Below are 25,177 nucleotides of genomic sequence, written 5' to 3' on the forward strand. Positions count from 1 at the left end.
CGTGCGCAAAGGCGCCGCGCGGGCCGTGCTGTTCAGGCTCGCTTCAAACTCCTCGCTTCAGGTCCTTTTCCCGATTCCCCCGATTCCCCCGCTTAGCCCGGCGCTTCAGACCAGCGCTTCGATCAGATCAACCACTCGCGCCGTCGCGTGCGGATCGCAGCAATCCACCACCTTTCGCTCCGTCATGCCGCGCAACCACGTGAGCTGCCGCTTGCATAACTGACGCGTCGCGAAAATGCCCTTGTCGCGCATGGTCCGGTAATTGACCGCGCCGTCGAGGTATTCCCACACCTGCCGATAGCCGACGCAGCGCATCGATGGCATCTCGGGCTGCAAATCGCCGCGCGCGCGCAGCTTCACCACTTCGTCGACGAAACCGTTCGCGAGCATCGCATCGAAGCGCTGCTCGATGCGCGCGTGCAGCACGCCGCGCTCGGATGGCTCAAGCGCGAACGGCACGAAGCGCCAGGCCGACGCGGCCGCGCCGGTGTGCGCGGGTGCGGCGAGCAGCGTCGACATCGGCTGTCCGGTCAGCATGAACACCTCGAGCGCGCGCTGGATACGCTGCGAGTCGTTCGGCGCGAGACGCGCGGCCGTGACCGGATCGAGCGCGGCGAGCCGCGCGTGCAACGCGGGCCAGCCGTCGCGCGCGGCGTCGGCGTCGAGCGTCGCGCGCACGGTCGGGTCGGCGGCGGGCAGGTCGTTGAGCCCCTGGGTGAGCGCCTTGTAGTAAAGCATCGTGCCGCCGACCAGCAGCGGCAGCCGCCCGCGCGCGAGGATTTCGCCGACGAGCCGCAACGTGTCGTCGCGAAATTGCGCGGCCGAATAGGCGTCGGCTGGATCGACGATATCGATCAGATGATGCGGCGCGAGCGCGCGTTCTTCCGCGGTCGGCTTGGCGGTGCCGATGTCCATCTCGCGATAGACGAGCGCCGAGTCGACGCTGATGATCTCGACCGGCCGCCGCGCGGCGAGCGCGAGCGCGGCGGCGGTCTTGCCGGACGCGGTCGGGCCGAGCAGGCAGGGGATCGGTGTGGGAGGGTGTGGCGTCATGGGCAAGCCGGCACGCGCCGGAAAAGCGGACTCATCGGATGCGACGCGCTCACTGTCCGCGCATGAACAGCCGGTCGAGATCGGACAGCGTTAGCTGATACCAGGTCGGCCGCCCGTGGTTGCATTGGTCGGCGCGCTCGGTCGCTTCCATCTGACGCAGGAGCGCGTTCATTTCGTCGAGCGTCAGGCGCCGGTTCGCGCGCACTGCGTGATGGCAGGCAAGCGTGCCGAGCAGTTCGTGCTGACGCTCGGTCAACACGCGCGAGCCGCCGAACGCGTGCAGGTCGGCGAGGACCGCGCGCGCGAGCGATTGCAGATCGGCGTCCTTCAGCAGCGCGGGGACCGCGCGGATCGCGAGGGTGGTCGGCGAGAGCACGGCGAGGTCGAAGCCGAGCGCGTCGAGCGTGTCGCGTTCTTCCTCGACCGTGCCGATTTCGACGGGATCGGCTTGCATCGTCTGCGGGATCAGCAACGGCTGCACGGCGATCGCGCGATCGGCAAGCGCGTTCTTGAACTGCTCGTAGAGGATGCGTTCGTGCGCGGCGTGCATGTCGACGATCACGAGCCCGAGGCGGTTCTGCGCGAGCACGTAGATGCCGTGGACCTGGCCGAGCGCGAAGCCGAGCGGCTGGTCGTCGGCGCTGAACGTGGCGGAGGCCGACGGCGCTGCGGAAAACGGCGCCGTCGTGTCGTACGGTGGCGCTGTTTCGGCGGCCGAGTCGCGCGCTTCGAAAAGCGATGCGCCTTCCACTCGACCGGCGAGCGGGTCCTTGCGGCCAAACAGCGCGTCGTAGCCTGCCAGCGGTTGCGCGACGGGCAGCGTGCCTTGGGTCATGCGCGCCTGGCGCATCCAGGTGTTGCCAGACTGCGCGCCCCCGAATCCGCCGAAGCCGCTGCGTTCGCCCGCGCCCGGGGAACCGCTCCGGCCACTCGGGCCGCTCGACGCGCCGAAACCGGTGGCATCGCTCGTGCGATCCGCACCGCCTGCGCCGCCCAAAGGCGTCGAGCCGAACGAAGCCGGCCCGCCCGCGGACGGCTCCAGATGCGCGGCGTGCCCGCCCGCCGTCGTTTCCGGCGACGCGCCCGCGTGCCGCGCGAGCGCGCGCTGCACCGCGTGGAACACGAACTGGTGGATCGAGCGCGAATCGCGAAAGCGCACTTCGATTTTCGACGGATGCACGTTCACATCGACGCCTTCGGGAGGCAGATCGAGGAACAGCACGTAGGACGGAAAGCGCTCGCCGTGCAGCACGTCTTCGTAAGCGGCACGCACCGCGTGCGTCAGCAGCTTGTCGCGCACGAAACGGCCGTTGACGAAGAAATACTGCTGATCGGCGCGGCCGCGGCTCGCGGTCGGCAGACCTGCGCAGCCGTAGACCGCGAGCGGCCCGGCGGATTCGTCCAGCGGTAGATGGGCGGTCGCAAACGTGTCGCCGAGAATTTTCGCGACGCGCGCGGGCGGTTCGCTCGCGTTCCAGTGTTCGACGGCCTTGCCGTTGTGCAGCACCGAGATCGCGACGTCGGGGCGGGCCAGCGCGGCCCGGCGGATCTGCTCGAGGCAGTGGCCGAGTTCGGTCTGTTCGCTTTTCAGGAATTTGCGGCGCGCGGGCGTGTTGAAGTACAGCTCGCGGACTTCGATCGTCGTGCCTTGAGTGCCGGCCGCGGGACTCAGCACGCCGGTTTGCGCGTCGATGCGCACGGCGTGCGGCGAGTCTGCCGTGCGGCTCGTAATGCTCATCTGTGCGACCGACGCAATCGACGCGAGCGCCTCGCCGCGGAACCCGAGCGTCGCGACCGCTTCGAGTTCGGCGAGCGAACGGATCTTGCTGGTCGCGTGGCGCGTCAGTGCGAGCGCGAGCTCGTTCTCGGGGATGCCGCTACCGTCGTCGGTGATCGAAATGCGTTTGACGCCGCCTTCGTCGAGCAGGATGCGCAGCGTTTGCGCACCCGCGTCGAGGGCATTTTCGAGCAGTTCCTTGACCACCGAGGCCGGCCGTTCGACCACTTCGCCGGCGGCGATCTGGCTGATCAGTTGATCGGGAAGGGGCTGGATCGCGCGCAACGGACGCGGCGCGGGCGCCGCGTCGGCGGTGTCGGAGCGCGTGGCCGCGGCGGGGGAGCCGGCTGGCGTTTCGGAAAATTCTGACATGGCGAAATTATAGCGATTTGGCGCGCGGGGCTCGCGGGCATGCCTCGCGTGGCTCGATCGTGCGGCTCATCATGTGGTGAGTCCGGCAGATTTTTAAGCGCGGTAAGGCACTTTCTGTATCATGTCGCGGTCAATTCGCAGCGGTTTGCCATGCTGCATGTCGCCTCGCTGCGCGGGTCGCGCGACGGCAGTTTTTCCACGCTCATATTCGTTTAACAAAGGACGTTCCTTGGATACGTTGCTACATTTCGCCAACCTTGTCCTGCACATCGACAAGTTCCTTGGGGACTTCATTCACGTGTACGGCGCCTGGGTCTACGCGGTGCTGTTCCTGATCGTGTTCGCCGAAACCGGGCTCGTCGTGTTGCCGTTTCTACCGGGCGATTCGCTGCTGTTCATCGGCGGCGCTTTCTGCGCGACCGGGCAGATGAATCTGGTGGCGTTGATCGTGCTGCTGCTGATTGCGGCGGTCACCGGCAATACCACCAATTATCTGATCGGGAGGGCTATCGGGCCGCGCGTGTTCAATTCACACATTCCGGTGCTCGAGCGTTTTCTCGATCGCGCCGCGCTGCAGAAAACCCACAACTTCTACGAGAAGCACGGCGGCAAGACCATCGTGCTCGCGCGTTTCATTCCGGTCGTGCGGACTTTTGCGCCGTTCGTCGCGGGCGCCTCGACGATGACGTGGAGCCGCTTCCAGTTGTTCAATGTTACCGGCGCGCTGTTGTGGGTGCTGCTGCTCGTGCTGCTCGGCTACTTCTTCGGCAACATTCCGTTCATCCGTCAGTATCTGAACGTGATCGTGCTAGTCGGTATCTGCGCGGCCATCGTGCCGGTTCTGCTCGGCGCGCTATGGAAGATGCTGCGCAAGAACGGCGCGAACGCGGGCAGCCGCTGACCTGCTAGTGTCGTATCGGCATTGCGCTGTATCGTCGGCCCGTATCGGTCAATGAAATCGGGCTAATAAAATCGGGTCAATGAAAATAGAAAAGGCGTCGCGAATCTCGCGACGCCTTTTTTCATGGTGCTGCGCTGAAGCGGCTTTTGCTTACCCGACTCAGCCGTCCTGTTCAGTCACGCGTGACCGCGCGCGGTGCCAGCGGCGTCTCCGGCGTCGGGTAGCCGGCATCCTTGAAGGTCTGCACGATCGCGCGATTCGTGTCGAAATAGACCTGCCAGTAGTTCTGATTCGACGTGTAGGGTCGCACGCACAGCAGCGGTCCTTCGGGCGTGAAGCTCAACACTTCGACGTCCGGCGCGGGGGTCTCGACTACATTGGGAATTTTCGTGATGGCTGCTCTTAAGCGCGTCATCGCATCGGCCGGATCGACGCCATTGGCGATCTTCGCTGTCAGCTCGACGCGGCGCACCGGCAACACGCTGTAGTTCGAGATCGTGTCGGAGAAGATCTTGTTGTTGCCGACGATCGTCGTCACGTTGTCCGGCGTCACGATCGTGGTGCCGAACAGGCCCAGTTCCGTGACCGTGCCGGTGACGCCGGCTGCGGTGACGAAATCGCCGACCTTGAACGGCCGCAGCACCTGCATGAATACGCCTGCCGCGAAGTGCGCGAGCAGACCGCCCCATGCGGTGCCGATCGCGAGGCCGAGACCAGCGAGCAACGCCGCGAACGACGTGGTCTGCACGCCGAATATCTGCAGAATCGCGAGAACGAGCAGCAGGTTCAGCAGGCCGCCGACAATCGAGCCGAGATAATGAGCGAGTGTGGGATCGACCCGGCCGTTGCGCACGACCAGCTTGCGCAGCAGCCCTGTAAGGAGACCGATGACCCAGCGGCCGACGATCCACAGGACGATTGCCCCGACGACCTTGGTGCCGAGGTCGATGCCCCGGGTCATGATGAAGACGCGTACGGTTTCGAGATCCAAGATGTACCTCGTTGGATAAGTTGCCAATGACTGATTGAACGACGGTGGAGCAATACAGCGGCAAATGCTTAAGCGACGGGTGCAACGGGTAAGACTCGGTCTTCGGGAGTTATACCCGACGGCGCCCGCATGCGCAAGGACCGTTCCCGCTGTCCGCAAGCGCGGCTCGCGCCGTACGCGGTGGGGTTTCGTCAGGCGTCATGCTGGTGCGCGCTGGCTTAGACGCGCAGACGCGATTCCGAATACGGCGAGGTGGAGATGACGATCGTCTTGCCGGCGTCCAGTTTCGTCGAGCGTCTGCGGCGTACCACGTGATGCAACACGAACGCGGCCACGATAGCCAGCACGTAGGCGCCCGCACGCTGGAAAAATGCCGCCGCGCGCGAGAACTGCCCGTAGTGGCTCTGGGCATCGGCAAACACGAAAAAAGTCAGCACGGCATCGAACACGAGTGCGAGCAGGGCGAACACAGCGAACATACGCGGACCACTCAGTGTGGCACTGGCGCCGAGCCGGTTGTACAGCGCACAGGCGAGCGATACGATTGCGAACAGGGCGAGGTTGACAAGGAGATCTAACAAAAAATTGGTCATATCGGTCTAATGAAAGCGTCGTGCGTCGCGGCGTTGCCGAAACGTCTGCTTGCGCAAGGCTCGGACGTATCGGGCTTTGCTGGCCCGGCGGCGATCATTACATATCTTTCCGTCTCGATAAATAAGCGCTCGACGTCATCATGCATAGCGGATCGCTGTGAGGGCTGCGATCTTTTTTATATGTGATTGCGATATAAATTTTGATCGACGGAAGTGGTGTCATGGCGTGTTCAACGGATCGTCGATCCGAAGCGCGCTGGCAGAACCACGATTCCGCCGGCTCACAACTTCACCCCCTATCTGACACATCAATGTCGTTAGCCGGCGGTAGTCTGTCCCGCGGCGCGGCCTGAGTTTGCGCTCCAGAAGACGCACTTAATTGCTGCACTCCGATGTATTCGCAGCACGATTGGCGGATTGCGCGTAAAGTCAACGCTCGCGCGTCATGTCCTGGTGTGGCCGATGGCGGCGCGCGAAAGCAGCAGCGTTAGATTTTTTCTTTTGCCGGGATCGAAGAAGTCAATTTCCACTGCCGGGTAGAAGTCAATATTATGTGTAAGGCTACCCGCTCTTTAGCCGTGGCCGGGTAGGTGACGAGTGACAACGGTTGAAGGAGACACGTATGTCAAGCGAAGCAAAATGCCCGTTCAAGCACACTGCCGGCAGCGGCACGACCAACCGCGACTGGTGGCCGAAGCAGTTGCGGCTGGACTTGCTCAGCCAGCATTCCGCAAAGTCCAATCCGCTGGACAAGGACTTCAACTACGCTGAAGCATTCAAGAGTCTCGATCTGGCCGCCGTGAAGAAGGATCTCGCGGCGCTGATGACCGACTCGCAAGACTGGTGGCCGGCCGACTTCGGCAACTATGGGCCGCTATTTATCCGTATGGCGTGGCATAGCGCCGGCACGTATCGCATCGGCGATGGCCGTGGAGGTGGCGGTCGCGGTCAGCAGCGGTTCGCGCCGCTCAATAGCTGGCCGGACAACGTCAGCCTGGACAAGGCGCGCCGTCTGCTATGGCCGATCAAGCAAAAATATGGCCAGAAGATCTCCTGGGCCGATTTGCTGATCCTCACCGGCAACGTCGCGCTCGAAACCATGGGCTTCAAGACCTTCGGTTTCGGCGGCGGTCGTGAGGACACCTGGGAGCCCGATCAGGACGTCTATTGGGGCAACGAAAAGACCTGGCTGGGCGGCGATCTCCGTTACGGCAAGGGTATCGTCAGCGCGGATCAGCAACTGCATGGCAGCGAGTCCAGCCGCACCGATAATGGCCGCAACCTCGAAAATCCGCTCGGCGCGGTGCAGATGGGCCTGATCTATGTGAACCCTGAAGGGCCGGACGGCAATCCGGATCCGCTCGCCGCTGCTGTCGACATCCGCGAGACCTTTGGGCGCATGGCGATGAACGACGAGGAAACCGTCGCGTTGATCGCCGGGGGCCATACCTTCGGCAAGACGCACGGCGCGGGTCCCGCGAGCAACGTGGGTCTCGAACCCGAAGCCGCCGGCCTTGAAAATCAGGGGCTTGGCTGGAAGAACAGCTTCGGCACGGGCAGCGGTGCCGACGCGATCACGAGCGGCCTCGAAGTGACCTGGACCGCGACACCGACGAAGTGGGACATGAGCTTCTTCGAGACCCTGTTCGGCAACGAATGGGAGTTGACGAAGAGCCCGGCCGGCGCGAATCAATGGGTTGCGAAGAATGCGCAAGCTACGGTTCCGCACGCTTACGACCCGTCGAAAAAGCAGCTGCCGACGATGCTCACCACCGATCTCTCGCTGCGCCTCGATCCGGTCTACGAAAAAATCTCGCGCAACTTCATGGCGAACCCCGACGCGTTCGCGGATGCGTTCGCGCGCGCCTGGTTCAAGCTGACGCACCGCGACATGGGCCCGCGCGCCCGCTACCTCGGCTCCGAAGTCCCGGCCGAAGAGCTGATCTGGCAAGACCCGATTCCCGCCGTGAATCATCCGCTCGTCGACGCACAGGACATCGCCGCGCTCAAGCAGAAAATCCAGGCATCGGGGCTTAGCGTGCCGCAACTGGTGACGACCGCGTGGGCATCGGCCTCCACGTTCCGCGGCTCGGACAAGCGCGGCGGCGCCAACGGCGCGCGCATCCGTCTTGCGCCGCAAAAGGACTGGGATGCCAATCAGCCCGCGGAACTGGCGAAGGTGCTGAAGGCTCTGGAGGGTATCCAGAGCGAGTTCAACGGCGCGCAAAAGGGCGGCAAGAAAATCTCGCTGGCGGACCTGATCGTGCTGGCCGGCGGCGCGGGCATCGAGCAGGCGGCGAAGAAGGCCGGCCATACCGTCGAAGTCCCGTTCTCGCCGGGCCGTATGGATGCCTCGCAGGAGCAGACCGACGTGGAATCGGTCGGGATGCTCGAACCGGTCGCCGACGGTTTCCGCAACTACCTCAAGGGCAAGTTCGGGCTCCCGGCCGAAGCGCTGTTGATCGACAAGGCGCAACTGCTGACCCTCACCGCTCCGGAAATGACGGTGCTGGTAGGCGGCCTGCGCGTACTGAACGTCCATGCCGGCAACGATACGCATGGCGTTTTCACCGACCGTCCCGAAACGCTGACCAACGACTTCTTCCGCAACCTGCTCGACATGAACACGGAATGGAAGCCGCTTTCCGAAGCGAGCGATGCGTTCGAGGGACGTGATCGCAAGACCGGCAAGGTCAAGTGGAGCGGTACGCGTGTCGATCTGATCTTCGGCGCGCATTCGCAGTTGCGGGCGCTCTCCGAAGTCTATGCATGCGGAGATGGACAGGAGAAGTTCATTCGCGACTTCGTCGCGGCTTGGGTCAAGGTGATGAACCTCGACCGGTTCGACCTCGCCTGATCGGGCGAGGGCGCATGACCCCGCCGGGATGATTCGTCCTGACGGGGTCACGCCGCGCGAAAGTCGATGCGAACGAGGAAAGCCGGCGTGAAGTACGCACGACGCCAGCAAACGACAAAGGGTTACAGCGCTTCCTGGCTGTAGCCCTTTGTTTTTTCCGGCGGGCCATATGAGACGTCTGAAACTTGATACCTGGAAAACATGGTGTGGCCCAATAGCCATTCGTAACGGCCACCTGAATCGCTACCATACCGCCAAGGTATGAAAAACGACTGGAACAGTATTGGACGCTGCCAGCGTGTCACGTGTATAAAACACACACTGTGAACCGCACTGAAGCAGCGTCCGACATGACCACACCGACGATTGAACGTATCGAAACCTGTCTCGTCGATTTACCGACGATTCGCCCCCACAAGCTCTCGGTTGCCACGATGCACGGGCAAACCCTGATGCTGGTGAAGGTATATTGCAGCGATGGCGTCGTGGGCGTCGGTGAAGGCACCACGATTGCCGGCATGGCCTACGGCCCGGAAAGCCCGGAAACGATGAAGCTGGCGATCGACGCCTACTTCGCGCCGGCAATGATCGGCAAGGACGCCACCCGCATCCAGGCGCTGATGGCCCACCTCGGCAAGCTGGTCAAGGTCAATCACTTCTCGAAGAGCGCGCTGGAAACCGCGCTGCTCGATGCGCAGGGCAAGCGCCTGGGCGTGCCGGTCAGCGAATTGCTCGGCGGCCGCCGCCGTGAGCGTCTGCCGGTTGCGTGGACGCTGGCTTCGGGCGATACCGCAAAAGATATCGCCGAAGCCGAGCATATGCTCGAGGTTCGCCGCCACAAGATCTTCAAACTGAAGATCGGCGCCAAAGAACTGAAGACCGACATCAAACACGTTGCCGACATCAAGAAGGCGGTCGGTGAGCGCGCCGCGGTGCGCGTCGACGTGAACATGGCCTGGAGCGAGACGCAGGCGGGATGGGCCATTCCTGCTCTCGCCGAGGCGGGCTGCGAACTGGTCGAGCAACCGGTCGCTTCGGCTGCGGCACTCGCGCGCCTCACGCGCCGTTTCCCGGTCGCGCTGATGGCCGACGAAATCCTGCAAGGTCCGGAGAGCGCGTTCGAGATCGCGAAGCACGACGGCGCCGATGTATTCGCGATCAAGATCGAACAGAGCGGCGGTCTTTTCGCCGCGCAGCGCGTCGCTGCGATCGCCGATGCCGCCGGCATCGAACTCTACGGCGGCACGATGCTTGAAGGCGCGTTCAGCACGATTGCATCGGCGCATCTGTTCGCGAGCTTTGCGAATCTGCAGTGGGGCACCGAACTGTTCGGGCCGTTGCTGATTACCGAAGAAATTTTGACTAACCCGTTGGATTACAGCGACTTCGAGCTGACCGTGCCGAATGGCCCGGGCCTGGGCATCGAACTGGACGAAGCCAAGGTCAAGCGTTTCACCCGCGATGGGCTGATGAAAGTCACCAAGTAAATCCAAACCTGTCAGGAGGACGTTGACAATGCTTTTCCACGTACGAATGGATGTGAACATCCCGCTCGACATGCCGGCCGATGTCGCCAATGAAATCAAGGCGCGCGAGAAGGCGTATTCGCAGGACCTGCAACGCAGCGGCAAGTGGCGCCATATCTGGCGCCTCGCCGGTGAGTACGCGAACTACAGTATTTTCGATGTCGAGAGCAATACCGAGTTGCACGACATCCTGACGGGCTTGCCGCTGTTCCCGTACATGAAGATTTCGGTGACGCCGCTGTGCCGTCACCCGTCGTCGATTCGCGACGACGACGCCTGAGCCAGCGGAGTGGCCGTTCTTTCGGGAACGGGCACGTCACGAGACATTTTCCCCAAATACCAAGTGGAGACAGTAATCATGAGCGTCAAAGTATTCCAGACCAAAGAAGTGCAGGACCTGCTGAAGGCCGCGTCGAACCTCGACGGCAGCAACGGCAATGCACGTTTCCAGCAGATCGTTCATCGTCTGCTGGGCGATCTGTTCAAGGCCATCGACGATCTCGACATCACGCCTGATGAAGTCTGGGCCGGCGTCAACTATCTGAACAAGCTCGGCCAGGACGGCGAAGCGGCGCTGCTCGCCGCGGGTGTCGGTCTCGAGAAGTATCTCGACATCCGCATGGATGCCGCCGACAAGCAGGTCGGTCTCGACGGCGGCACGCCGCGCACCATCGAAGGCCCGCTGTACGTCGCCGGCGCGCCCGTGCGTGATGGCGTGTCGAAGATCGACATCAACCCCGATGCGGATGCAGGCCCGCTCGTGATCCACGGCACGATCACTGGCCTGGACGGCAAGCCGGTCGCTGACGCGGTCGTCGAATGCTGGCATGCCAATTCGAAGGGCTTCTATTCGCACTTCGATCCGACGGGCGCGCAGAGCGAGTTCAACCTGCGCGGCGCGGTCAAGACCGGCGCCGACGGCAAGTACGAATTCCGCACGCTCATGCCGGTCGGCTACGGCTGCCCGCCGCACGGCGCGACCCAGCAGTTGCTGAACGGTCTCGGCCGCCACGGCAACCGTCCCGCACACGTGCATTTCTTCGTCACCGACGACAAGCACCGCAAGCTGACGACGCAATTCAACATCGAAGGCGATCCGCTGATTTGGGACGATTTCGCTTACGCGACTCGCGAGGAACTGATTCCGGGCGTCGTCGAGAAGACCGGTGGTGAAGCGCTGGGCTTGAAGGCCGACGCGTACAAATCGATTCAGTTCGACGTCAAGCTGACTCCGCTGGTCCAGGGCAAGGACAACCAGGTCGTCAATCGTCTGCGTGCTTCGGTCGCGGCCTGACGATCCGGGCAATGGCGGTATCCAGCGAAATTCGTGAGCAGGCGGCACGCGATGTCCTCGCCGTGCTGCCTGATCGCGCCAACGATCTGGCGAGGCTGCACATCCTCGTCAATGGCGATGAACCTGTCGTCACTGTCATCGGCAAATACAATCACGGCAAGAGCAGCCTGCTCAACGAATTGACCGGTCGCGACACCTTTGCGGTATCCGATAAACGCGAGACGGTGAGTCTCGCGCATAGTGTCCATCTCGGTGTGCACTGGCTCGACGCGCCGGGACTCGACGCGGACGTCGGCACCGAAGACGATCGCCACGCGTTGCAAGCGGCGTGGTTGAGGTCGGACATTCGCCTCTTCGTGCATGCTGCCAAGGAAGGCGAGCTCGACACGAAGGAAACGGCGCTGCTGGCCGAATTGAGCGCAGACGGCGAGAGGACGAAGCGTCAAACGTTGTTCGTGCTTTCGCAAGTGGATCAGTTGGCCGACGACCACGAACTCGAGAACGTTTGCAAAGCGATCGGCGAGCAGGTGCCGGGCACCGTGCTGAACGTCGTTTCGTCGACGCGCAATCGCAAAGCGCTCGAGGGCGGCAAGAAACTTCTGCTTGAAAAAAGCGGCATTCTCGCGCTGCGTGCGACGCTGCATTCGGCGCTCGACCGGGTGCCGAGCGCGCGAGCGCATGAACTCGCGCTCGTGTTCAACGACATCCGCGAGGAGTGTCGCACGCTTCGTGCCGCACAGGAAAAATCGCGCGACGTTCTGCGCGAGACGCAGCAGCAACAGGGGCTCGATTTTCGTCGGGGCCTGCAGGCCGTCATCGAAAAGGTCGGTGGCGACATCGATGCGATGCTGAATGCGCTTGGTGCCGACCACGCTTCGATACCGGATTCCGCGAAGGACGCTTACGCGATCACCGCGGGAAAAGTGGAGCGCGCGCATATCCAGATTGCCTACTCGCGTGCCTGCATCGAAATGGATGGTTTTCTGGCCGGGCACGGCGTTGTAGGCCTGCCGTCCGAGCAGGAGACCAAAGCGCGCAGCCTCAATTCGGTGATGATCGCCGTCATGGGCGTGTCCGTGAAATTCCGCAAGGACCTGCGCAAGATGTTCTGCGAAGCATCGGGCCGCGAACGCATGCAGCGCGAGTTTACCCAGTACTACGAACTGTCCGACGACAGGCGCGCATTGGCAAAGCAGATCGAGGAGATGGAAGCCGCCATCGTCGCCGCGCAGAGAGCGTCGGCTGCGTTGCACGCACTGGAAGCGCGCGCATGAAAGCGGACGTGAGCAACGAACTGCGCTTTATCGCCGAAGTCGATGCATTCGAGTTCGGCGAGCGGGATATTGGACAAATCCTGCATTCGCTGGACGCCTGGCTTGCGAAGTTGGACGCCGATCTGCAGAGCAATCTTCTCGCATGCACAGGCTTGAAGGAACAAAGCGCGTTGGCCGCTCAGGCGGACGCCATCAACACCGTGCTGCGGAAAAGCCCGCAAGCGTGGTCACGGCAATGGGCCAATCTGGAATCTGCTCAGACGTTGGCCGATTCTTTTGACGACAAGGCATTGCTGCTCGTGTTCGGCAAGTTCAACGCCGGCAAGAGTTCGTTCTGCAATTTTCTCGCGGACCGCTTTGTTGCGCACGGCAAGTCAGCGCAGTATTTCCACGTCGAGGCCGGCAGTGTCGTCGAGACATCGGAACGCTTCCGGGAGGGCGCGACTGAAACCACGTCGCGTCTGCAAGGCGTGCGCCTCGGCGAAAAGCTGGTGCTGCTGGACACGCCGGGATTGCACTCGGTGACGCCGGACAATGCGGCGCTGACGCAGCGCTTCATCGATAGTGCCGATGCCGTGATCTGGTTGACCAGTTCGACTTCGCCCGGGCAAGTGCAGGAGCTGGACGAACTGGGCCGCGAACTGCATCGCAACAAACCGCTGCTGCCGGTGGTGACACGTAGTGACATGTACGAAGAAGACGAAGTCGATGGCGAGATCGTCAAGCTTCTGTGCAACAAGACAGTGCAGGGCCGTGCGCAACAGGAGGCCGACGTCGAGGCGCGCGCGAAAGAAAAGCTCGTGGCGATGGGCGTGGACGCGGCGCTGCTGAAACGGCCGGTGTCCATTTCCGCGTACATGGCGCGCGAACAGCGTCAAACGCAGGCGGCCATGGTCGAAGCGGGGTTCGAGAGGCTTTACGCGGCTTTGCTCTCAATCGCCGAGCCGTCGCTTGCCTACAAGCGGCGCAAACGGGCTGAAATACTGCTCCATCATCTCGAGGAGAACGTGCTCGGCCACTTGTGCGGCGAAGTGCTGCCTTTGTTCGCCGGGTTGCGTGCTTCGTCGCAGGCGGCCCTCGATCTGCTCGAGCGACAGCGGGAGCAGACCGTCAATGCGGTGTGGCGCAGCGTCCTGCCGACGTTGCCGGCCTTGCTCGAAAAACACGCTGCGCAACGCGACGTGCAGGCGATCTGCGACAGCCTGTCACGATCGATCCATGAGACGTTTTCTCGTGAGGCGAATGAGCAGTTCGCCGACTACGTCATTGCAATTGAAGCTGCGCTCGCGGAAATCAGTTTCGATGACAAAGCTGATTTCGAGAGCATCGCGCTCACGCATCCCGAAGCCGATGTGCGCGAGATCGTGGGTGTCGATTATCAGCAATTACACGCCGCGTTGAAGCAGGCGATTCACGCAAACCTGTCTCGCCTCTCCAGCGATGCCGGCAAACAATGCCACGCTTCGATCGAACAGTTGATGGAACTCGCAGAACGGTTGAAAAACGTTTTGAGCCTGCACGCGCAGGACTTATCCGGCCTGAAGAGTGAATTGCGGGCGGAGTCTGGTTGAGAGGGGAGGGCCTTCTGGGCGCAGTGAATCTGCGCGGTGATAGGCCTTCGCACATGCTGCGCACCGTGTTCACGCTGCGCCAGAAACGACAAAGGGTTACAGGCCGAAGCACTGTAACCCTTTGATTTTTTGGTAGGCCGTACGGGATTCGAACCTGTGACCAACGGATTAAAAGTCCGAAACCTACCGTCCATCCTAACGCTTTCATCGGGGGTTTGGCGGTTCGTTCCCTGTACGTGGCCCCTAGTTTTCGCTCCTTTTGAGCCCCTTTGGTCACGCGGATTTTGTGACTTGGGCACACCCTTTGGCTTGCCTTCAAGGGCGCTTGCTAGACCACGCAGGGCGGTGGGCGATACGTGAACATACTTCTGGGTCGTCAGGATGGACTTGTGGCCCATGTAGCGCTGGATCAGGAACGCATCAGCTCCAGAATCAGCCAGCCGTGAGGCTGTTGTGTGGCGCAGCGTGTGAAGGACGAACTCCTTATCCTCATCGAGCCCCATCTTTGTCCTGACCCATGCCCACTCGTTGGCCGCTGCGAACTTGTCCAGCATCCCAAACGGACACGTCATGCTCTCCCGTTCGGTCAGGATGCGATGCACCCGGTCTGTCATCGGGACCACCTTCGGGTGGCTCGCCTTGTTCTCCCAGCAGGTAACGAAGCGTTCCTTCAGGTTGTAGTCCTGGTCAGTCAGTCTCAGGACCTCAGAGAGGCGCATCCCGGTATCGACCAGCACGGCCACCAAGTCCGCCATGTCGGCATGCTTGGGGCGAATCTTCTGACTGAACAGGTGGATGACCTGAGCTTCTTCCTCAGGGGTGATGCGCCGCGTCCTGCCTTGGCCCACCTTGGCCCGTGCAATCCTGGGGATGACCAACTCGGTGAAGCCCCAGACAGTGATGGCCTCCTTGAACAGGACAGAGATAAACGACAGCCGCTGGTTGATAGTGCTCCCTGACAGCTCAGCCTCCCGCATGCTGCTCGCGTACTCCGTGATGCGCGCGGTGTCGATTGAAGCCAGCCGGGTGTCAGCCCCGAAGAAGCTCTCAACGAACTTCCACGTCCCCTCAAGAGTCTTGGGCGACTTCGCATCGCGCCACTTGCCGTACTCCTTCAGCCCGCGCTTCCAGGCTTGCTCCAGGGTTGGGCCATACGAAGGCTCAGCTCCTGAGGTTGGCCTGAGCGAGCCTCCTGAGGCAATCTTGGCTGCTCGCTGTAGGGCCTCTTTCTTGTCCTTCGTGTGGAGGGACTTCCTGACGCGCTCACCCGAGTCATCGTAGAAGTCAGTCCACCAGGTTTTGCCTCTCAGCTTAATCATCAAAGGTCCCTCCTATGAAACGAAACAGACCACACAAAGGTGGCCTGAATGCTTACTGCTGGGCCTTACCAGGTCGCTGTCTTACGAACCTGCCTAACTGCTCGTCAATGGTTGCCAGTAGCTGCTCACCTTCCGGTGTCAGGCTGACAATCTTGCGGCTGTAGTTTGTTGGGTCTTCCTCTACACTGACCAGACCAAGGCCGTGAATGCCTGCTGCGGGCTTCCCTCTGCCCAGCATCGCACATGAGCGGGACATAACCGCCTGGCCTAGTCCTGTGGTCTCCTGGAGTTCCTTGAGGGAACGGCCAGGATTTGCTGCCACTGCTGCAAACACCACTACCAGGTTAGGCGGGACGTCCTGCTTTTCCAGTTTGTCAGCACTGAGCTGGCGAAAGATTTGCAGAACCTCTGCTGCCACGTGAAGTGCGGTGATGCTCATTTCCTACCCCTTGTCTTCTATTGAATGCTGCGACCAATGGACAACAGCCAGCGCCGCAGAATGAGAACTTCAAGGCCCCCGGTTTCTTCCCGTCGAAACTCGAATAGCGATACCTTGCGCCCGTTGCGCTCTATGTAATCGTGGCCAATGTGGGCGGCAAAACCAGCAAAAGACAGCAGCATACAACAGTTCCCCATGTGGAAGGAATGGATTGAGGGATTTGAATCAGCAAGCTGTTACGAGTTGTAACGGGAAGGTATGAAGATTACTGTATGGATGCACAGCCTTTCAAATTGTTAAACGCTATTACATGCAGCATTTACATAGAATTGACTTGCAAACGGTAATATGTTCCTCAAGTGGAATCTTCATACGAACCCAATTTCTCTTACAGGTCCTGCAACAATTCTGATTCAAAGCTCACTGGGCCATCCTGATTAGGCAAAACTGGGCCATATCAAGGTGACCTAGGGAGCGCCCTGAGCTTCCAGGGCGGGACTGCGCTGGGCCTTACTGAACCCGCCTAACCGTTACCCTGCCAGTGCTCGCTGTAACGGTCAGCTCAGGCATCGCTGGGCCTAAGCGAGATTCCTTCAGAAGGTCCCGCTCGCTGTCTGGAAAATGCAACAGACAGGCGCACATCTGAGCCACTGCAAAAGCATCACGCTTGACCCTGAAACTGACCCTGCACACATAACCCCGTGTAGCCTGGGCTTCAATCAAGTAAGGCATAGCAACACCTCCAGGACTGATTTACAGGCCCATAGCGCCCTTGGTTATGATTCCCTAGTGGAACGCTACGGGTAAACAAACGGAAGCCCTGAGCGGGCTTATATGGGGACTAGCGGCTTCATGCGCTTCAATATTCGATAGCCCAGATCACTCATCATTGCCCTTCCCCAGGAACAGACGAACAGCATCGACCAGGTAAGCCGCGCCACCAGCGATGACCACACAGGCGAAAATCAGGGCGAAGGTTTCCAGGAACATGCGCAGCGGCTCATTCATTGCGGCTTGTCTCCGGGTGACCTCGTGATGACCACACGGCCAGGTAGCGAGATGGTTACGGGACCGCCCATCACATGCGCCAGCTCACGCGCTACGGCATCCGCCAGGGCGTGAATCAGTGCGCTAGTGGGTTTGTGAGCGTGGGCATAGGCGCGCGCCTGGGCGAACAGGTGAGAGGCAGCAGGGCGCATCACGCGGCCACCTCTTCTAATTGGATGCGGACATCCTTATGTGTCGATGTCTTGCTCTTCATCACGCAGCACATGTGATGCAGCATTGGATAACCGGTCAGGTACACCTTTCGGCCTGAGCGCTCATTGATGGCTACCAGGTGATACAGGCTCTCCCCTTGAGACTTCCACATGTCGTGCTCGCATTGGCGATGGATGGCTGACGCTTTCTCGGTGTCGCCATCGGTAAGCGCTTGGTGAAGAGCTGAGCCAGGAGCGGCCCAGACATCACGGAAGCGGATGGAATCACGGTGCATGGCTTAGCCTCAGCTCAGGTAAATCAGGCCGTCATCGCCCACATAGGCGTCACAACCGCCATACACGTGAGCTGCGATAGTCAGGGCTTGGCCCAGGTCTCCCAGACCTCTGTCCCAAAAGCCCGCTCCGTGATGGTTGCGCGTGAGCCAGAAGTCGTGCCCGATTTGCTCAGCAGACAGGCCGCTAAGCTGGCGCGCGTGAGCTTCAATAAAGTCTGTGCAGTCTTCCAGCGCTTTAGCCTGGGCTTCCGGTGCGATGTCATCGACCGTATAGACCGCATCAAGGGGTTCGCCATGCTCATCCGTCGATGACCACAGGGCGGCTATCAGGTAATGCTTCGTTACGGTTTGCGGATTCACTGTGGAGCCTCCAGAAGGGGACTAGCGGACATCGCTAGATGAACCAGACGGCCAACTCAGGGCATTCATCCGGTTTATCTAGCGGCCTGGGTCAGGTGGACGACAGGCGCGCTAATGTGATGCTGTAGTGGAACGCTAGGGGCGAGTTAAATGAGCTGCTGCCCGAAGTCAGGAGCGAACGTGTCAAGCTTCGACTGAATTACAAAGCAGTAGCCAGCGTTACCGGGCATTGCACCGCCCACCCAGGATTGCTCATAGCCTTTCTCATTCCAGCCCAGCTTACGCACCAGTGCCATAGCTGCCACCGCGTAAGCCCTGACATCGCTGTATTCATGCGGGAACGGGATAGTAACGGAGCCAGCTTCACACTTAGCGCGGATACGCGGGCCACGTGTGTTGGTCGGATTAACGAACGTGGTAACGATAGCTTGCATGGTGATTCCCCTTAGATTCGATTGGTGATGTAGTACAGCTCAGGCACTGCGGCATCTTGCAAGGCTCCCAAGGCATCACCCAGGGAATCGAAGCGCCGTATTATTGAGCCGGTTAAGCGGTGGACTAGGGTGAACATGTGTTGCTCCAGTGGAACTGTTAGGCCAAGCTTAAGGCATGTCTGAGGTCTGCCTCAGCAATGGCGCGAGTGATGCCAAGGTTAGGCGCTGCACCGTGCCCAATCTGAGCGCAACGCACGGAATGCGTGATGGTCTTACGGTAGACCTCATAACCCCTAGCGCCAACGCTCAGCACCCAGTGCGTGGCATTCTCGTAAGCAATGTCTGCCTCTTTGTACACAGTCAGTCACTCCAGGCTATCAAGATAGGGTCCGGCCAGGTGCGCCCAGCACTCATCAATGCCGACATCGCCCGCTTCATTCCAGAGGCGCTCAGCCTCATCAATAAAGACCCTTGCTTCATCGCCCTGCAAAAAGACTTCATCACCAATGGATACCCATTCCTGGGCGCTGTTGACTTCAATGTGAGCATCGCCAGCGTAGTCAGCGCCAGCTCGTATTATCTGCGTTAGTGTCATCATATGTTCCTTTAGTGGAATGCTTCGGCTAAACGAAAGGGCTCACTTCTGAGCACCTATTATCCGTTTCGTTTTCTTCCTGTATGCCAGGCCCATCGGGCTACCTCATGGCTTGTTTGCGAGTGAAACCGTACAACAGGACTCCACTGTAAAGAGTTCCACATGAGAATGTCAACCCCTAAACGATAAAAATCTCAAATAGAACTGATGCACTCATAGCGGGCTGCCTGGGTTGGTCTATAGGTTGGCATCAGTGAGCTAGTAGCGGGACGCTGTAGGGCTTCTGATGAGGTCCTAGCGGTGTTCTGAAGGGTGGCGTAGGGTGAGCTGAGCAAGGAAAAAAAAATAGGTGTGCTCACGCACATGCACAAACATGCACATAAGCATGAGTTGCATTACTGGAAGTCATGAGGCCAAAAAAATGGGCCAGCTCGATGACCTGAGCCAGCCCGTTAGGAGTCTGTGAATGGTGATACCGGATAACTAATCCGTTGGCAGCCTAATGGAATCAACAGCTTAGCGTTAGGTGTGCCTTAAAGCGTGACCAGAAGGGCTCTTCCTGGCCGCGCTGCTGATGGGATGCGCGCGTGTGCGTCAGGGTTTCGCGCGTGTTACCTGATGCGCGTCAAGGAGGGTGCGGGTGCCTGTGCGTACGGGAGGGCCGCGGGGGGGGGAATTCCGCTCCGGGACTTTATCAGATACCCACTGAGATTTTTCCGGGTAACATTTAGGCCCCCGCTAGGAGACCCTTATGAAACTCATACAGCTCGCCATCATGATAGCCGCAGTGCTCTCAGGCATCCGTGTCAGCAATGCCACCAACGAAGGGACCTACTTCTACATCGGAGTGGTCATCGCTCTTGTGGTGGCTGTGTGGATGTACTGGGCTAAGCGGAGCGCTAGGGCAGCCAATAGACAATCCTAAGGGCATCTCTAGATACCCTATAGATTATCTCTAAGAGTATCTCTATAGGGCTTCGCCCTGCCCATTTAGGGCGAGAGTAAGGGTTTAGACCGCAGAATCCCCGCTCTCGCCCAGCCAGTAAGGCTTACAGCCGTTCAGCTCATCATGCCCACCCATCGCCCCAATTGTCACTCGGAGGGGCATACCCAAGGACGTGTTGAGAGAACTTCTCAAGCTCCAGCCTCAGCATCTCTTCCTTGTGGTCATCCAGGACCTTCTGGGTGTCCTTGTCCATCTGCTCCACCCAGTAGGCCACAGCCATAGCCAAGGCGTCAATGCGGTCATCCTTGGCCAGCGCCCCACGCTCACGGGTGATGCGGGACATCTGGTAGAAGAGCTGGTACTGGTGGAACTTCTCATGGGGATACTCGTTGTAGTTCTCCATGTCCCGCTCAACCAGAGCTTCATCGACCACAAGCCTGTGCTGGTTCATCACTGGCTCCAGCACGTCGATGATGCGCCTTTCCTTCTGGCCGCTACTGCGGACCTCTTCAGTGGTGCAGGGATACGTGCGGGTCAGGAACGGGGTCAGCAGTTTCGTGAACATGCCGTCACCGAAGTTAGGCTCCACGGTCACGTGCTTCACCCTGAACTTCTTAGCGACATCGGCAAGGGACTGGAGTGTTGCATCCTCATAGCCGCCCTTGAACCCACCAGCAGACAGAAGGTACAGGAAGCCATTGAGCATAGCCACCACAGCATAGCTGGTCTCATCCCCGCCACGTCCTGATGGGTCGATGGAGAGGACACAGCCCTGATACTCAACGAAGTCCTTGGAGACAAACAGTGGGCGATACCAGCGGTCACCCTGAAGGCCAACCGATTGGAGGTCCTTCAGCATCTGGTCAGGGCCTGATGCCCACGCCAGTTTAACCGGAGCGATGTCCATGCTGAGGTTCAGAACCATGAGGTCTGAGAGCTTCAGCGGGTACTTGTCCTGGTCTGAGAAGCTGGTGTCCAGCATGAACTGCATGGCGAAGCCGGTACGGCCATACGATGCTGAGCGCTCCAGTAGGTCCAGGTCATGGAACCGTGAGGGCTCAACAGCAGCGCCACGGCCACTGCACTGGTCAGCCAGCGTTGGGTCCTTGTCCAGCTTGCGGGCAACGAACGGAGCCAGCCGGTCACCGTAGCGAGCCCTGAGGGCAGCGTTAGGGAAACGAGCGGGCCACACACGAACCACATACCCACGCTCAGGGAGAACGTTGTACAGGCTCATCTCGGTCTGCGGGGTGCCCAGGTAGGTGATGACACCGCCAGGAACCAGCACAGCATCGAACTCTTTCACTGCCTCAGCCAGCTTGTCCCGCATGGTCTGGGTCAGCGCGTTGTTCGGAACCTCCACGTCATCCGCAATGATGTGCGTAGCGCGGCCACCAGTGAGCTGTCCAGTGATGCCAACGGAGCGAACTGAAGGGGCCTGGTGAGCGGAGCTTGGTCCAACGTCAAAGGCCACGATGGAATCCCGCTGGCCCTCTCGCGGCTTCAAGTGTTGAAGCAGCGGCATCTCAGCGATGAGCCGCTTGACGAACACTGAGAACGCATCAGCGCGGCCCTTCGATGCGGACACCACCAGGATGCGCTCTTCGGGATTGCAGTACAGCAGCCACAGCACATAGGCTGCGGTGATCCAGCTCTTGCCGATGCCACGGAAGGCTTCCACAATGCGCCGCTTAGGGCCATGCTGGAGGAACCGGGCGATGTCGTATTGGACTGGGGTGGGGGTTGGCAGGTTAAGGTGACGCCACACCAGATACAGGAAGTTTCTGAAGTCTTGCTTCAGTGGGTCTACGGCTTGCTCTGTCATTGACTCCAGGAAGCGTCAGGAGGCCGCACACGCATCCGGGAGACATTCCCTAGTGGAAGCGTGTGGGTAAAAGATGGGAGCCCCGTAGAGGGGCTGTAAATCAGCCGGAATCTGACTGAGGCTCATCGTCCTCACCTTCCCCGCCAACATGGCCGGGGAACGGAAGAACTTCAGCGAGCCCCTGGAGGGGCTTATTGGCGGATGGGAGGGCTTCGATGCCGTTGTCCTTGAGGAAGCTCTTGGCAACGTTAGCGAGGGCTGCAAGGCCCTTCAAATCCTCTGGGTCGGTCTTCCCCTTGAAGGCCTTGATGGCCCCCGTGAGGGTTTCAGCGATTAGACCGTGAAGCTCGTTAAGGGCCTCTTTGGATGCCTGACTCACTGCGCGCGGTCCCCGCCTGAAGCGATGCCAAACTTGGCCTTCACCAGGTCTTCAAGGAAGTGGACCCCGAAGATGGCGAGCGCTGCGGAGACACCGCACACACCTTCAATCGGGAGGTTCGGGTAGACGGCCACCACAGCGGAGGCAATCATGCTCAAGCCAGAGCCGACAATGACACGGCCGGCCACTCGCTTGAGGTTCATCGGCTCACCTTCAGACAGCAGCTTACCGAGCGTGATCGCTGCACCGATACCGGCCAGCGTAAGGAGGGTCTTCGTGTGTTCTGCGATTTGCATGGTTCTAGGAAAGGAAGGCCACCCGAAGGTGGCTACAGGATTAGAAGGAGTGACATCAGTTCGCGCTGCGCATCAGCTCGTACCAACTACCACCGCGCGCCATCAACGTAATGGTGGAGGTCCCCTTGGCGATGGCAAAGTCACTAGCCAGCTTCAGGTTACCTACGCCGTTGCGGAGCGTCACAATCCGCGATGTAGCAGCGCAGAACAGAACGAGCCGCCTACCATCGTAAGCGCCGTTGATCGTGTTGAGGTCACTGGCCGAAGCTCCGCTGTCCGTGTCCACATAGTGCCAATCTGCGAACGCGGTAATGGCTCCGGACGAGATGGCTAGGGTTCGTGTCGAAAACCCGACGGCTACCGAGAAGATATTGTTCTCAAACTGCAAGCCGGAATAGGTTCCCGTCTTGTCCCATGAAGTTGTTTCGCCACGTACTGTGTTGTTGCGAATCGAACTCATCTGCGTTGCGCCGGTTGTGACGAATGCGGAGGAACAGCCCACAATGTCATTACCCTCAATAAGGAAGCTCTCCACTGAAGTGCGGATTCGAATTGCAGGGCCGGTCAGCGCACTAGCGAAGTTGCGTGAGATTTCCATGCGGGCACTGTCTGTAGTGCCGTTGATGTCAATACCCACAGAGCCATTCGCTACAGTGTTTCCGACAATAGTGCAGTCTCCGATTTGCGATTCTGCAAAGATTGACGAAGCAGTGGGCGCGTTAAGGAAGTTCCCGCTCACTCGGATGCCGCTGACGTTCCGGTAACGGATGCCGTATGCCCCACCATAGGTGACGTTATTGGCGATAACGACATTTCCGAAATTCGACAACCCAACCCGAGCGCCGTCCACAAAGATGGCAGACGTTTGGGCGTTCTTAACAACGTTGCCTTCAATAACAAGGTTCAGGCCAATTGACGATGTGTAGGTGACAGCCTGATTAAAGAACACGATGGCGGCCACGTTCGCATCATAGTGGTTCACCACGCTGTTGTTAGAGATGATGACGTTACCGGAGTCTGCCTTAGCGCAGTACGCAGCGCCGTAGCTGTTCTTCGCCTCATTACCGCTGATAATCACCTGCTCCGCGCCAGAGTAGATGTAGACGCAGCCGAGCACATTGCTACTTGAGATGCCGAAGTTCAGGAAGTAGTTATCCTTCACCGAGACAGTAGCAAACGCCAGGGATGTAGAACCAGGCACACGTTGAACGATCAACCCACCGCGCCCATAACTCGTAGGGGCTACCGTCTGAATCATCTGGTTGTTGCTGAAGTCAATAGCTAAGCCTTCAGACAGACCAAGAGCCTGAGCCGCGCGTGTTGCGTTCCCAACAAGCCCATCAGTGAACAGGCAGTTTTGGATGGCTACGGAGGCAAACTCATTGGCCCCAACCGGCCCGCTGAGATAGATGTCAGAGATGCGCCCATTCCTGAACACGACTCCACTCAGGTGCAGGCGCGCGCCATTCGCAAATGAGCCACCAATAGCACCGTAGTAGCCGGTAGAGTCCGTCTGGTTTTGCTGGTTTGAATCAATCGTAAGGTTGCTAATCGCAACCCTGACATTGGCGTTATTAAAGCCGAACAGGTTTGATTCCGGTGAGTTGGCGGCCCACTTGATGGCCGTTTTAAACTTGTCCTCACCTTCCAGCGTCATGCCCGTTGCGAACACGGTGTTCGCCATGACATAGATGCCATTCGGTAGGAAGATTGTCAGGCCGGTAGCAATCGCGCTGATAATGGCTGCTGTATCGTCGGATACCCCATCACCCTTAGCGCCGAACTGCTTGAGAGACACCTTCCCCGCATGGTGCAGCTTCCATCGCCCGCCGTCTGCTGCCACGATGACGGTGCCGCCGTTGTCAGCGCTGGTCGTGTCGTTAGGGTCAAGCCAGAACACACCCCCACCACCATCGCCAGCGCTGCTGTAGCCAGTAGCGAATAGGGTTGTGGCCTTGGTCTTGGACGTGGCTCGCACGGCAGTCATAGAGCTGACTACAGGAGCCCCTACGCCATTCGCTACGAGTCCCACTAGCTGGCCCTGAACCCAGCCCATGTTGACCGCATCGGCCCCTGCAATAGGGACAGCAACGTTGGTCAGCCTGCGCATTAGGGCATCCCAGTCCTGAACCGTATTACTGTTCGGGTTGATGACCCCAAGGCGTCCTGCGTTATCGTCAAGGAACTCCTGAAGGGTGTACAGGAGCTGAAGGGTTTCAGTGTTCAGGTCGCTGTCAGTCAGCGTAGAGCCAGCGCTGTACACAACCTGGGCTGCATCCTTCGGGGTGATGCGGCGAACATCGATGTTTGATGCGCCTACCTTGGGCGGGGTGGCGAGCTGGAGCGTGCTGCTATTGATCCAGGAATAACCTGTACCGGATGTCAGCGCTACCCCGTCCACACTGACCTGTACGTGCGAGCGATCAAGGAAGGGGAAGCTGACGGCGAAGACGGACGTAGCCCCATCTCCGCTATAAACGGACCTAGAGTAGTACATTGAGCCTCTGAAGGTTTGTGTAGGCTCCGCGAACGGGAGCCAGGAGGGAATCAGCCGCGCGGCTTAATGAGCCACTTGGAGAACTTAGGGTTGTCCTGAAGGACACTGATGAGGCCGGAAGCGGTGGCCAGAACGAACTTCTCTTCAACCGCTTCGGAAAGCTGCACGCCCATTCCGTGGAGGATGGCGTGAAGGATTTCATGTAGAACCGTATCGGCTTCCTCACCAGCGGGAAGTCCGTCACGTATTTCAATGCGCTGCTCCCCGCGATGGCACAAGCCGTATGCGTCAGGGAGCTGGTCTTCAGTTACATACGAGATGTCGTAACGCTTCCCCAGCACACGAATGCGCCGGGGTCTCACTGCTTTACCTTCCGCCATCTT

The 25,177-nt window shown here is 59.9% G+C and carries 23 protein-coding genes and 1 pseudogene; 7 read left to right on the forward strand and 17 right to left on the reverse strand.

Translation table 11 applies throughout. The annotated features are described in order from the left end of the window. Positions 1-105: 105 nt before the first annotated feature. Positions 106-1,053 (reverse strand): tRNA (adenosine(37)-N6)-dimethylallyltransferase MiaA, encoded by a 948-nt coding sequence (gene miaA, locus B9Z01_RS13505; RefSeq protein WP_085483757.1) that lies wholly within the window; start codon positions 1,051-1,053, stop codon positions 106-108. A gap of 49 nt (positions 1,054-1,102) precedes the next feature. After that, positions 1,103-3,202, reverse strand: a complete 2,100-nt coding sequence (gene mutL / locus B9Z01_RS13510) for a DNA mismatch repair endonuclease MutL (protein ID WP_085483759.1) — start codon at positions 3,200-3,202, stop codon at positions 1,103-1,105. A 229-nt stretch (positions 3,203-3,431) separates the two neighbouring features. Here mutL and B9Z01_RS13515 point away from each other — a divergent pair, with 229 nt between their 5' ends. Further along, positions 3,432-4,103, forward strand: a complete 672-nt coding sequence (locus B9Z01_RS13515; RefSeq protein WP_085483761.1) for a VTT domain-containing protein — start codon at positions 3,432-3,434, stop codon at positions 4,101-4,103. 172 nt (positions 4,104-4,275) lie between these two features. Here B9Z01_RS13515 and B9Z01_RS13520 read toward each other — a convergent pair whose 3' ends face one another. Together B9Z01_RS13520 and B9Z01_RS13525 are read right to left on the reverse strand one after the other, a co-directional pair. Further along, on the reverse strand, positions 4,276-5,094 hold the full coding sequence (locus tag B9Z01_RS13520; protein ID WP_085483763.1) for a mechanosensitive ion channel family protein: 819 nt from the start codon (positions 5,092-5,094) through the stop codon (positions 4,276-4,278). Positions 5,095-5,312: 218 nt separating this feature from the next. Next, the gene (locus tag B9Z01_RS13525; protein WP_338047368.1) at positions 5,313-5,675 is read right to left on the reverse strand and encodes a hypothetical protein; all 363 of its coding nucleotides are present in this window, start codon (positions 5,673-5,675) and stop codon (positions 5,313-5,315) included. A gap of 634 nt (positions 5,676-6,309) precedes the next feature. Here B9Z01_RS13525 and katG point away from each other — a divergent pair. The 6 genes and pseudogenes from katG to B9Z01_RS36215 form a co-directional block, all read left to right on the forward strand. Continuing rightward, the gene (gene katG, locus B9Z01_RS13530; RefSeq protein ID WP_085483767.1) at positions 6,310-8,544 is read left to right on the forward strand and encodes a catalase/peroxidase HPI; all 2,235 of its coding nucleotides are present in this window, start codon (positions 6,310-6,312) and stop codon (positions 8,542-8,544) included. Between the two features lie 350 nt (positions 8,545-8,894). Continuing rightward, positions 8,895-10,031 carry a muconate/chloromuconate family cycloisomerase gene (locus B9Z01_RS13535; RefSeq protein WP_085483769.1) on the forward strand — a complete coding sequence of 379 codons (1,137 nt, stop codon included), beginning with the start codon at positions 8,895-8,897 and terminating at the stop codon, positions 10,029-10,031. A gap of 28 nt (positions 10,032-10,059) precedes the next feature. Beyond that, a complete protein-coding gene (gene catC / locus B9Z01_RS13540) occupies positions 10,060-10,350 on the forward strand; it encodes a muconolactone Delta-isomerase (protein ID WP_085483771.1) in 291 nt (96 codons plus the stop codon). A 78-nt stretch (positions 10,351-10,428) separates the two neighbouring features. After that, entirely contained in the window at positions 10,429-11,364 is a 936-nt protein-coding gene (gene catA, locus B9Z01_RS13545; RefSeq protein WP_085483773.1) for a catechol 1,2-dioxygenase, read from the forward strand. Between the two features lie 11 nt (positions 11,365-11,375). Then, positions 11,376-12,638, forward strand: a complete 1,263-nt coding sequence (locus B9Z01_RS13550) for a GTPase (RefSeq protein ID WP_085483775.1) — start codon at positions 11,376-11,378, stop codon at positions 12,636-12,638. After that, positions 12,635-13,303 (forward strand): annotated as a pseudogene (locus B9Z01_RS36215) (dynamin family protein); the annotation flags it as partial. The gene B9Z01_RS13550 and the pseudogene B9Z01_RS36215, both read left to right, overlap by 4 nt. Before the next feature lie 746 nt (positions 13,304-14,049). On the opposite strand, the gene B9Z01_RS36220 reads toward B9Z01_RS36215, so the two are convergent. The 13 genes from B9Z01_RS36220 to B9Z01_RS13625 form a co-directional block, all read right to left on the reverse strand. Beyond that, positions 14,050-15,528 (reverse strand): tyrosine-type recombinase/integrase, encoded by a 1,479-nt coding sequence (locus tag B9Z01_RS36220; RefSeq protein ID WP_085483779.1) that lies wholly within the window; start codon positions 15,526-15,528, stop codon positions 14,050-14,052. Positions 15,529-15,580: 52 nt separating this feature from the next. Continuing rightward, a complete protein-coding gene (locus B9Z01_RS13565; RefSeq protein ID WP_085483781.1) occupies positions 15,581-15,967 on the reverse strand; it encodes a MarR family winged helix-turn-helix transcriptional regulator in 387 nt (128 codons plus the stop codon). Between the two features lie 17 nt (positions 15,968-15,984). After that, the gene (locus tag B9Z01_RS35535) at positions 15,985-16,149 is read right to left on the reverse strand and encodes a hypothetical protein (RefSeq protein WP_167387472.1); all 165 of its coding nucleotides are present in this window, start codon (positions 16,147-16,149) and stop codon (positions 15,985-15,987) included. A 697-nt stretch (positions 16,150-16,846) separates the two neighbouring features. Then, positions 16,847-16,975: a hypothetical protein gene (locus B9Z01_RS36645; RefSeq protein WP_275937503.1), complete on the reverse strand. Its 129-nt coding sequence runs from the start codon at positions 16,973-16,975 to the stop codon at positions 16,847-16,849. Positions 16,976-17,165: 190 nt separating this feature from the next. After that, entirely contained in the window at positions 17,166-17,462 is a 297-nt protein-coding gene (locus B9Z01_RS13580) for a hypothetical protein (protein WP_085483787.1), read from the reverse strand. Positions 17,463-17,471: 9 nt separating this feature from the next. Then, entirely contained in the window at positions 17,472-17,822 is a 351-nt protein-coding gene (locus tag B9Z01_RS13585; protein ID WP_085483789.1) for a hypothetical protein, read from the reverse strand. Between the two features lie 146 nt (positions 17,823-17,968). Next, complete coding sequence (locus B9Z01_RS13590; protein WP_085483791.1) at positions 17,969-18,256, reverse strand: hypothetical protein; 288 nt, start codon at positions 18,254-18,256, stop codon at positions 17,969-17,971. Positions 18,257-18,620: 364 nt separating this feature from the next. Then, positions 18,621-18,851, reverse strand: coding sequence for a hypothetical protein (locus B9Z01_RS13600; RefSeq protein ID WP_085483795.1), 231 nt, complete (start codon positions 18,849-18,851; stop codon positions 18,621-18,623). 1,067 nt (positions 18,852-19,918) lie between these two features. Continuing rightward, a complete protein-coding gene (terL, locus tag B9Z01_RS13605) occupies positions 19,919-21,622 on the reverse strand; it encodes a phage terminase large subunit (RefSeq protein ID WP_085483797.1) in 1,704 nt (567 codons plus the stop codon). A 100-nt stretch (positions 21,623-21,722) separates the two neighbouring features. Further along, positions 21,723-22,001: a hypothetical protein gene (locus B9Z01_RS13610; RefSeq protein WP_085483799.1), complete on the reverse strand. Its 279-nt coding sequence runs from the start codon at positions 21,999-22,001 to the stop codon at positions 21,723-21,725. Further along, the gene (locus B9Z01_RS13615; RefSeq protein WP_085483801.1) at positions 21,998-22,297 is read right to left on the reverse strand and encodes a phage holin family protein; all 300 of its coding nucleotides are present in this window, start codon (positions 22,295-22,297) and stop codon (positions 21,998-22,000) included. The genes B9Z01_RS13610 and B9Z01_RS13615 overlap by 4 nt, the downstream gene beginning before the upstream one ends. 55 nt (positions 22,298-22,352) lie before the next feature. Beyond that, on the reverse strand, positions 22,353-24,794 hold the full coding sequence (locus B9Z01_RS13620) for a phage tail fiber domain-containing protein (protein ID WP_085483803.1): 2,442 nt from the start codon (positions 24,792-24,794) through the stop codon (positions 22,353-22,355). A gap of 50 nt (positions 24,795-24,844) precedes the next feature. Further along, positions 24,845-25,174: a hypothetical protein gene (locus B9Z01_RS13625; RefSeq protein ID WP_143808931.1), complete on the reverse strand. Its 330-nt coding sequence runs from the start codon at positions 25,172-25,174 to the stop codon at positions 24,845-24,847. Between the last annotated feature and the right edge of the window lie 3 nt (positions 25,175-25,177).

Origin of the sequence: Paraburkholderia susongensis (genome assembly GCF_900177725.1) — a bacterium.
In the GTDB taxonomy this organism is placed as follows: domain Bacteria; phylum Pseudomonadota; class Gammaproteobacteria; order Burkholderiales; family Burkholderiaceae; genus Paraburkholderia; species Paraburkholderia susongensis.

Bases quoted from the DNA above. Each gene is read 5' to 3' on its own strand.
- miaA (WP_085483757.1), bottom strand. From the start codon at position 1,053: ATGACGCCACACCCTCCCACACCGATCCCCTGCCTGCTCGGCCCGACC.
- mutL (WP_085483759.1), bottom strand. From the start codon at position 3,202: ATGTCAGAATTTTCCGAAACGCCAGCCGGCTCCCCCGCCGCGGCCACG.
- katG (WP_085483767.1), top strand. From the start codon at position 6,310: ATGTCAAGCGAAGCAAAATGCCCGTTCAAGCACACTGCCGGCAGCGGC.
- B9Z01_RS13535 (WP_085483769.1), top strand. From the start codon at position 8,895: ATGACCACACCGACGATTGAACGTATCGAAACCTGTCTCGTCGATTTA.
- catC (WP_085483771.1), top strand. From the start codon at position 10,060: ATGCTTTTCCACGTACGAATGGATGTGAACATCCCGCTCGACATGCCG.
- catA (WP_085483773.1), top strand. From the start codon at position 10,429: ATGAGCGTCAAAGTATTCCAGACCAAAGAAGTGCAGGACCTGCTGAAG.
- B9Z01_RS13550 (WP_085483775.1), top strand. From the start codon at position 11,376: ATGGCGGTATCCAGCGAAATTCGTGAGCAGGCGGCACGCGATGTCCTC.
- B9Z01_RS36220 (WP_085483779.1), bottom strand. From the start codon at position 15,528: ATGATTAAGCTGAGAGGCAAAACCTGGTGGACTGACTTCTACGATGAC.
- B9Z01_RS13565 (WP_085483781.1), bottom strand. From the start codon at position 15,967: ATGAGCATCACCGCACTTCACGTGGCAGCAGAGGTTCTGCAAATCTTT.
- B9Z01_RS35535 (WP_167387472.1), bottom strand. From the start codon at position 16,149: ATGCTGCTGTCTTTTGCTGGTTTTGCCGCCCACATTGGCCACGATTAC.
- B9Z01_RS36645 (WP_275937503.1), bottom strand. From the start codon at position 16,975: ATGAATGAGCCGCTGCGCATGTTCCTGGAAACCTTCGCCCTGATTTTC.
- B9Z01_RS13580 (WP_085483787.1), bottom strand. From the start codon at position 17,462: ATGCACCGTGATTCCATCCGCTTCCGTGATGTCTGGGCCGCTCCTGGC.
- B9Z01_RS13590 (WP_085483791.1), bottom strand. From the start codon at position 18,256: ATGCAAGCTATCGTTACCACGTTCGTTAATCCGACCAACACACGTGGC.
- B9Z01_RS13600 (WP_085483795.1), bottom strand. From the start codon at position 18,851: ATGACACTAACGCAGATAATACGAGCTGGCGCTGACTACGCTGGCGAT.
- terL (WP_085483797.1), bottom strand. From the start codon at position 21,622: ATGACAGAGCAAGCCGTAGACCCACTGAAGCAAGACTTCAGAAACTTC.
- B9Z01_RS13615 (WP_085483801.1), bottom strand. From the start codon at position 22,297: ATGCAAATCGCAGAACACACGAAGACCCTCCTTACGCTGGCCGGTATC.
- B9Z01_RS13620 (WP_085483803.1), bottom strand. From the start codon at position 24,794: ATGTACTACTCTAGGTCCGTTTATAGCGGAGATGGGGCTACGTCCGTC.
- B9Z01_RS13625 (WP_143808931.1), bottom strand. From the start codon at position 25,174: ATGGCGGAAGGTAAAGCAGTGAGACCCCGGCGCATTCGTGTGCTGGGG.